We start from the raw sequence: 9,214 nt of genomic DNA, 5'->3' as shown, positions 1-9,214 counted from the left end.
AGACATTGTTTTTTAATGGTCATTTGTCATTGGTCATTTGTCATTGGTCATTTGTTGAAGATGACTTGCACTTTAATCGGGGCGGGTTTAGTGATATCAGGGTGAAAACCTAATGTTAATGGTAAAACCCGCCCCTACAACAGACGTTCCGGCGGAACGTCTCTACAATTTCTCCCCTATCTCCCTCATCTCCCTCATCTTCCTCATCTTCCTATTTCCCCCAACCCCTCCACCCCTCATCCGGCGTCAATCGCTACAATCTAGAAGAATATGAGCTTAAGATTACCGTAATTGCCATGATTCCTACAGTTATCGAACAATCCGGTCGCGGTGAACGCGCCTTTGACATCTACTCTCGTCTGCTGCGGGAACGGATCGTTTTTCTGGGACAACAGGTTGATTCAGATTTGGCTAACCTAATCGTGGCTCAACTTTTGTACCTGGAAGCCGATGACCCCGAAAAAGACATTTATCTCTACATCAACTCCCCAGGCGGTTCTGTAACCGCAGGAATGGGGATTTACGATACCATGAATCAAATCCGTCCCGATGTCTGCACCATCTGTGTGGGTTTGGCGGCGAGTATGGGTGCGTTTCTGCTGAGTGCTGGGGCGAAGGGTAAACGGATGAGCTTACCCCATTCCAGAATTATGATTCACCAGCCCTTAGGCGGCGCTCAAGGACAAGCGAGTGATATTGAAATTCAGGCAAAGGAAATCCTGTATCACAAACAACGGCTGAATCAGCTTTTGGCTGAACATACCGATCAACCCCTAGATCGAATTGCTGAAGATACAGAACGGGACTTCTTTATGTCAGCCGAGGAAGCCAAGGACTACCGCTTAATTGATCAAGTGATTAATCGGCGTCCTTCCGCCGCCCGGACTCCCGCGACGGTGGGCTAGCCAATTTAATATTGGCAAGCGTGAAACCCGTCCCTACACATCGGTCTGGGCGGGTTCTGCACAAAGGTTATCATCAATAAACCCGCCCCTACTTTCCTCAAATCTGATTAGTCGGGTGTCGGTTCCAATTCGAGATGATGCAAGAAGTCGAGTAACTCTTCATCGGTTAACAACTGACGCGATCGCTTACCATAAGTTTCGACGAGGTAATCTCGTCCCTGTTGATTCGTCCATCCTAGCCGTTTGAGTTCCACATTGGTGCGGGCAATAATTTCGGAAAAGTCAATGGGTGTTTCAGATTTGGGTTGACTCTGGATATCGGGTTCAGCTTCTTTTTGTGCAGGAGGTGGGGGTGGTGTTGATTCTGGCTCTAACGGCGATTGAGTGACTCCCACTGGGTTTGGTGTCTCTCCCTTAAACAGAGGTGTCTGTGATCCGGATACGTCCTCCGTTGAAAGCGGTTCAACTGTCTCAGGAATCGTTACTGTCGGTTCAGGTGTTGGACTGGGTTTTGTCTCAGGTGGGGAAGGTGGTTCAACCGTCTCTGGGAGGGGTTCCGTCGGTTCAGGGGGTGGACTGGGTTTTGCCGATATCGAGTGGGTATCGATTGGACTAGGACTTGGAGTATCTTCAACCTCAGGTGTTGATTCTAGACTTTTTGCCGCAAAAGGGGAAGCCGAGTTAGAAATCGACTCAGGGGATGAGGGAACCTTAGCCGCCGCCACTGACGTTTGGGTGTGGCTATGAGGTGGAGATGTTTCGGTGTCCGTAGAACTCTCCCGATCAACCGCTAAAACAGTTATTGCTCGAAGTCTGGCTTGGTCTTCTGCTAGTTCCACCGTTTGAGCCGCAGCTAGACCTGTTGATCGGGTTACGCCATCAATTTCCACACTGACGCGCACGATATACTGACCGTGATCGATGGCTAACAGATCACTGATCAGGCTCCCTTGAGGATAAGAAACTCGGAATTTATTCAACATGTACTCCATAAAACTTTACTCAACGCGCTACATTGACACGATATTTTTCGGATAGTCCGGATGGACAACGACAGTATTGTTGGTACGGTGAGGGCGTGTCTGTCCAAACATGTAACATAACGTTACATCAAAGACTCAGGACAGTCCTGTGGCTGTTGAAACGACCCGGACAAAGAATGGGCAAGTGTCAGCCACCCTTTGGTGAACGGGCATTTAGTACAAATTTACCAATTATTTCCCACCTGTTGAACTTCGGCATCACAACCGACGTTTAAGCATAACTTTTGATGGTTGACTTCCAAGGTAGGGGTACGAGAATCTACAATAATGACATACTGTCCCAAGTGAGCTGTAACTCACGGACTCTTGCCGCAACGCGACGCCAGCGAGCGAACAGCGGCAATTATCCGAAACAGGTCGTGGGTTAAGGTGTGTCCGTAAACCTGAACTGGATAGCTCAAGCCCTATCCGCTCGATCCCGATCGCGTCCCCAAAGAGACGGTTGTATTCTGACAGATTCTATTCTATTTTTACGACTGCTCCGTCAGATGAGGCGCGATCATTCTCGAAAAGGAAAATAGCTCTTCTGGCAAGAGGTGCCATTACCGTTCGTTGCCCTAGCGATCTTGATCGGTAAGCATTTTGGCATCAAATCCACGGGATTCTCTCAGCCCTTCTTTTATGAGTGATTTGAGCGTCAGTTTCAGTCAGAGGAACACCACGGATACAGGTCAATGGCAGCAACACCGAAAGCACCGCGACCCATTGACCGAACAAAGGCAGAAGGCTCCAAGGTAGAAGGCTCCAAGGGATTTATCCCGATGCCTTGACGCACTCTTTGATGGCGCGACCTAGCATGGAGCAAGGGTTTGCCGCCCCCACTGAAAAAAGTTCAGTGGCTCCCGCTCGCTGTGGGGTCAGAACCTTCTTGGGGGCGGAACCTAGCAGCTAGGCAAGCCTTTCATCTTCTGCCTTCTCAACCTCCACGTTTGGAGTAAACTCCCCCACACTAAACCTACGGGTAGGGTATTGCCACTAGGCAAATTCAAGTAAACGCCGGATCAAAGAAAAAGGATTGTTGGATGGAATTTTCAATCGCTACATTACTCTCCAATTTGACCGATGACAAATCAGTCGCCCCCAAAGTTTTAGAGAAGAAACTGGGGTGTCAGGACTCTGAAAGTCTGCAAAAACTCCAGATTGCTTTGGATGTGCTGGAGAAAGTTGGCATTTTGGAAAAAGAACGAGGTCGGTATCGACGAGTCTATGAAGAGGATGTGGTCGAAGCCAAACTGCGCTGCTCCAGTAAAGGATTTTGCTTTGCCATTCAAGATGTTGAAGGCGCTGATGATATTTACATTCAAAAGAATCATCTCAGTAGCGCTTGGAATGGCGATCGCGTTTTGGTGAAAGTGACCAAAGAAGGGAGTCGTCGCCGTTCTCCAGAAGGACAGGTACGCTTAATTCTCGAACGAGTTAATCCCTCGGTACTCGCACGAGTCAGACAGGCTGAAGATGGCAGTTATCACGCCGTCCCTCTGGATGACCGCCTGCTGTTTGAACTGGATTTGCGACCCAATAGCGCCCCCCTAGAAGAGGCGGTGGATCATCTGGTTCATGTGCAAGTTCTGCGCTATCCCCTGGGACAAAACCCACCCCTGGGCAAAGTGGCTCGCATCTTAGGAAGTGATGCCGAAGACGCCGCGGATACGGATATTGTCTGTTGTAAACATGACCTCCGCCGCCAGTTCCCCGATTCCGTACTGCAAGCGGTTGAAGCCTTACCCGACTCCCTCGGCAAAACAGACTTAAAAAATCGCCTGGATCTGCGCAAACGGCTGACGATGACGATTGAAGACAAGTCAGGCTCCCCAGATAGCGCCATTGTCGAAAATGCCTTTACCCTAGAAAAAACCAAGACCGGAAATTGGCAGGTGGGTATCCATATCGCCGATGTCGCCCATTGGATACCCCTAGATTCACCCCTGGATAGAGAGGCACGAAAGCGAGGAACGGCTGTATATTTGGGAGATACGGTTCTCCCCCTACTCCCGGAAAAACTCTTATCTCAGGTGTCTCTAGTACCCGGTGAAGATCGTTTAACCCTGTCAGTACTGCTCACCTTAACCGAATCTGGACAACTGGTAGAATTTGAACTTCAACCCAGTGTCATCCAAGTGGATCACCAACTCAGTTATGAACAGGCACAGGCGTTGTTGGGCGGACATGAAGAAAGCGAACCCGAACTCGCACCGATTGTAGACAAACTCAAGGAACTCTTCTTCAGCTTATCTCCAACACTCAGAGCCGTGCGACAGCAACGGGGCGCGTTTGAATTGAATCGAACACTGCCTAAAGAAGCCATTGCTCGACCCATTCCCCACAGTAAAGATGAAGGACGCCAAGGGGCGATCATGGTTTCGGGTTCTATGCCCTTGCGATCGCTCCTGGCAGAATTGATGGTACTGGCAAATCAAGTGGTAGCGTCCCATTTGCACGCCTTATCCTTGCCAGGGATTTATTGTGTTCATCCAACTCCCGATTTAGAAGGACTGGAAGATTTACTCAAGTTAGCCAGCAATTTGGGACTGGATGTCGAGCAATCCTTGGAGGAGGATGTCACGTCCCAAGATTATCAGCGCTTGACCCAAATCTTGGCGAAATCAACGGCGGCTAAAGTTCTGAATCACTTACTTGAGGGAACCTTAAAACCGATCGCCTATGGTTCTAAGCCGGGATTGCACTTTGGTTTAGCCTTGGATACCAGCTATTGCCACGCCGTCTCCCCCGGATGGCGCTATGGAGATTTATTTGTCCAACGGGTCTTAGAATACACCTTCTTAGAAGGACGCGATCGCCGGACGACTCGGTCGAAAGATCGGGTCAATCTCCACCATAGTAGCGCCCATGGCAACATTAACTGGAATGTTTTACCCCCTGACACTCAACAGGAGTTAGAAAGTCAATTAAGCACCTTGATTCCCCATCTCAATGACCGGGAAAAACTCACCGAAGATGCGGAAATTGATTTAGAGGGTTTGAAAAAAGCCGAGCAAATGAAAGAACGCACGGGTCATGTATTCAGTGGTTTAATTACAGGTGTGCAATCCTATGGCTTCTTTGTGGAAATTGAAGATTTGTTGGTGGAAGGATTGGTTCATGTCAGTTCCCTGAAAGATGACTGGTATGAATATCGCTCTCGTCATGCTTGTTTAGTCGGTCGGAAAAACCGCACAGCTTATCGATTGGGCGATCATGTCGAAGTTCAAGTAAAAAGTGTGGATTACTACCGTCAACAAATTGACTTGGTAACCGTTAGTGGTGGTAGTGTGGCAAGTAATGAAGATTTAGAGGATTAAATCTTTAGTCATTGGTCATTGGCTCTTTTTTCAACCGGACAAAAGACAAAGGACTAATGACAAAGGACAACGGACAAAGGACGAATGACCAATGGCTAACTGGTACACTCTTAATCTTGTCGATGTTCTCAAACAGCTTAATACCGATGCCGCCATCGGGTTAAGTGAGAACGAGGCTCGTCAACGTCAGGACATCTACGGACTCAATCAGTTAACGGATCGCCCCCTGGAAAGTCCCTGGAAAATTCTCTGGGAGCAGTTTACCGCAACCGTTGTGGTAGTTTTGATTGTGGCGGCTGTGGTTTCGGCGGTATTGGGTGAATATAAGGATGCGATCGCGATTTTCGCAATTGTGGTATTTAATGCTATCCTCGGTTTTCGCCAAGAATACCAAGCTGAACGTGCGATCGCGGCGCTGAAAAAGCTGGCGGTGCCGACGGTGAAAGTGCGTCGCGATGGCATCCTCGAACAACTGTCCGCTCGTGAACTGGTGCCGGGGGACATCGTTCTCCTCGAATCTGGAAACTTAGTCCCGGCGGACTGTCGGTTGCTCGAAAGCAGCAATCTCCGCACCTCAGAAGCTTCACTCACCGGGGAATCTGAACCCATTGATAAATTTGCCCAACGGATTGCCACGGCTAATCTGCCTTTGGCAGAACGGCAGAACATGGCGTACATGGGTACAGTGATTAGTTATGGGCGGGCATTAGCCGTCGTCACCGAAACAGGTATGAAGACGGAACTGGGGCAGATTGCCACAGCGATTCAGGGGATAGAACGAGAAGCTACCCCCCTCCAGCAACGGTTAGATCAACTGGGATGGATATTAGCGATCGCGATTGTAATTCTAGTCCTGGTTATCTTTGGGTTGGGGCTACTCCAGGGGGAATCCGTTCGCTTAATGTTCCTCATGGCAGTTAGTTTAGCGGTTGCGGCGATTCCCGAAGGATTACCCGCCGTCGTCACCATCGCCTTAGCCTTGGGCGCTCAACGCATGCTGAAACAGCGAGCCCTGATTCGTAAATTACCCGCCGTAGAAACCTTGGGTTCGGTAACCACGATTTGTTCAGACAAAACCGGCACCCTCACCCAGAATCGGATGACGGTTACTCGTCTGGACATGATTGGGCAGCAAATTGAGTTAACCATGCCTGAACTCGATGAGTTAATGATGCCCTCGGAGAAGAATGAACAGTCGCAACGGTTAAAAAAGGAACCTACAACCGCCTTACTACTCACGGCGGCGACGCTGTGTAATGATGCGATCGCAGAGTTCCATCTGGAGCAATCCAACCCCATTCAGGTTCTCGGTGATCCCACAGAAACCGCTCTGATTGTCGCCGCCACCCGTTTTGGTTTATGGAAAACTGATATAGAACATGCCTTTGAGCGAATAACCGAGGTTCCTTTCGACGCTGAACGAAAGCGGATGACTACTGTTCACGAACTCCCCACCACCACGGACAAACTTCCCGATGAGCTAAGTTGGCTTAAGCCTTGGGAATTACTGTTTAATCATACGCCTTATATTGCCTTTACCAAAGGTGCGGTTGATAGTCTCTTAGAGATTTCCACTCAAGTTGGGTTCGATGAACAGATTACCCCCTTAAATGATAGTTGGTATGAAAAACTTTCTCATGCCAATAACCAACTGGCTAAAAATGGAATCCGTGTCCTCGGTATCGCCGTTCGTCCTGTAGAATCTCACCTCCTCGCCACACTTCCCCTAGAACGACACGAGGATATTCTCGAAAAAGACCTGATTTTTATTGGCATGATTGGCATGATTGATCCGCCGCGCCCGGAAGTCAAACAGGCGGTTCTAACTTGTCAAAAAGCGGGAATTCGTCCCATCATGATTACTGGCGATCATCCCCTAACTGCTCGCCATATTGCCTCAGAAGTGGGTATTTCTACCAATGGTTTAATGTTAACGGGTCAGGATATGGCAAAACTGTCAGTCTCAGAGTTAACCGAAAAGGTTGATGAGGTATCTGTTTATGCCAGAGTTTCGCCTCAGAACAAATTAGAAATTGTCCAAGCGCTGCAAAATCGGGGACATGTTGTAGCAATGACAGGGGATGGCGTCAATGATGCACCTGCTTTAAAAAAAGCTGAGATTGGCGTAGCCATGGGATTGACGGGTACAGATGTGGCGAAAGAAGCAGCAGATATGGTACTGTTGGATGATAACTTTGCCACGATTGTAGCAGCGACTCAAGAAGGACGAGTCATTTACGATAACGTCCGTAAGTTTATTAAATATACATTAACCGGGAATTGTGGTGAACTGTGGGTAATTATATTAGCGCCATTCTTAGGGATGCCTTTACCATTGCTTCCTTTACAAATCCTCTGGATTAATTTATTGGCTGATGGATTGTTAGCATTGGCATTAGGCGTCGAACCGGCGGAGCCGAATATCATGTCCCGTCCACCTCATAATCCCCAAGAAAGTGTCTTTAGTCGGGGAGTGGGTCGAGATATTGTTTGGATTGGGTTACTTCTGGGACTTGTTTTATTAGTAGTCAATTATCACTATTGGTTTACAGGTCAAGCGGCTTGGCAGACGATGGTATTTAGTATATTGGCATTCTCCCGCATCGGTTTGGCTCAAAGCATGAGATCGGAGCGAGAATCTATATTCCGTTTAAATTTACTCTCGAATAAGCCATTATTAGGCGCGGTTGTTTTAACCTTTTTATTACAACTGGCGGTGGTGTATGTCCCCTTCTTACAGGATATTTTTAATACCACAGGGTTGTCACTGTATGATTTAGGCATCAGTCTCGCCATGAGTACGATTGTGATTTGGGCAATGGAATTGGATAAAGGGCTACGTCGATATAAAAACGCTAAGTAGATGGTAACAATTAAAGTTAATGGCGAGGATCGTCATTGGTCATACTCGCTTCGCAAATATGACGAAGGACAAATGACAAATGACAAATGACAAATTAAACCAACGTATGAATCAGCATCATCAGCAAAAACCCAGCCGCAATAATAATTCCTGTTTCCTGGCGACGCCCCCCTTCTAACCCTTCTGGAATTAACTCAGTAAACACCAGAAAACCCATTGCTCCCGCCGCAAATGCTAAAGCATAGGGCAAAATCTGTTGGAAAAAAGACACCGCAAGTAAAGCCGGAATAGCCGCGATCGGTTGAGGTAAACTGGAAAAAATTGCCCAAAGCATGCAACGCGAAACAGGCACACCTTCAGCTCGCAAAGGTAGGGCGACAGCTATTCCTTCGGGGATATTTTGGATGCTAATTGCTAGGGCTAATAAAAGACCTAATTGAGAGGAGGTTTTACCCGCACCGTAGCCAACACCCACCGCTACACCTTCGGGGAAACTATGAATAAACAACGTTCCTAGAATTAAAAGCACTCGCCGTGCAGAAACTCCCCGGATCTGTCCAATTTTAGGTTCGCGATCGCCTAGCCAGGATTCACTGATAATAAAAAAGATAGTACCAATGACTAAACCAATGACTCCCTGTGTATAACCGCCGCGTTGAATCGCCGGGAAAATCAGGTCAAAAACAGATGCGGAAAGCATAACCCCACTGGCAAAAGCATAACCGCGTTCCGACCAACGTGAGGATAGGTTGGCAAAAAAGAAAAAGGGTACAGCACCCAAACCTGTCGCCAGCATGGTTAGAGTAGCAGCAAATAGGGTGATGAGTAGGAGTTGGATATCCATCAGTCATGGGTGATTAGTCATTTATTCATTGTTATGTTTAATTTGATGAACATCCGCTACATTAGTTACCTGAAACCAGTACCATACTGCTCATTTTCACCATAAGGAGTAATTCTGACACCGCCTACGATGTGCAGCGACTCGCGCCTACAGAAGGAAATCTAACAAAATCTAGGGCTAAAGCCCTTACTACTAACGAAGAACAGGCTAAAGCCCTTACTACTAACGAAGAACAGGCTAAAGCCCTTACTACTAACGAA

The 9,214-nt window shown here is 47.9% G+C and carries 5 protein-coding genes; 3 read left to right on the top strand and 2 right to left on the bottom strand.

Going from position 1 to position 9,214, the window contains the following annotated elements:
* Nucleotides 1–296: 296 nt before the first annotated feature.
* Nucleotides 297–905: an ATP-dependent Clp endopeptidase proteolytic subunit ClpP gene (gene clpP / locus ACLFWI_RS20565; RefSeq protein ID WP_446414455.1), complete on the top strand. Its 609-nt coding sequence runs from the start codon at nt 297–299 to the stop codon at nt 903–905.
* Between the two features lie 107 nt (nt 906–1,012).
* On the opposite strand, the gene ACLFWI_RS20560 is transcribed toward clpP, so the two are convergent.
* Complete coding sequence (locus ACLFWI_RS20560) at nt 1,013–1,897, bottom strand: hypothetical protein (protein ID WP_446414454.1); 885 nt, start codon at nt 1,895–1,897, stop codon at nt 1,013–1,015.
* A gap of 1,073 nt (nt 1,898–2,970) precedes the next feature.
* On the opposite strand from ACLFWI_RS20560, the gene ACLFWI_RS20555 reads away from it, so the two are divergent.
* Nucleotides 2,971–5,247 carry a ribonuclease R family protein gene (locus ACLFWI_RS20555; RefSeq protein ID WP_446414453.1) on the top strand — a complete coding sequence of 759 codons (2,277 nt, stop codon included), beginning with the start codon at nt 2,971–2,973 and terminating at the stop codon, nt 5,245–5,247.
* Between the two features lie 91 nt (nt 5,248–5,338).
* Nucleotides 5,339–8,110 carry a cation-translocating P-type ATPase gene (locus tag ACLFWI_RS20550; RefSeq protein ID WP_446414452.1) on the top strand — a complete coding sequence of 924 codons (2,772 nt, stop codon included), beginning with the start codon at nt 5,339–5,341 and terminating at the stop codon, nt 8,108–8,110.
* Between the two features lie 94 nt (nt 8,111–8,204).
* Here the strand turns inward: ACLFWI_RS20550 and ACLFWI_RS20545 are convergent, their stop codons facing one another.
* On the bottom strand, nt 8,205–8,954 hold the full coding sequence (locus ACLFWI_RS20545; RefSeq protein WP_446414451.1) for a ZIP family metal transporter: 750 nt from the start codon (nt 8,952–8,954) through the stop codon (nt 8,205–8,207).
* Nucleotides 8,955–9,214: the final 260 nt, after the last annotated feature.

The organism is Coleofasciculus sp. (assembly GCF_046539235.1).
Classification (GTDB): domain Bacteria; phylum Cyanobacteriota; class Cyanobacteriia; order Cyanobacteriales; family Coleofasciculaceae; genus Coleofasciculus.
This window is presented reverse-complemented; position numbering and strand designations above follow the sequence as displayed.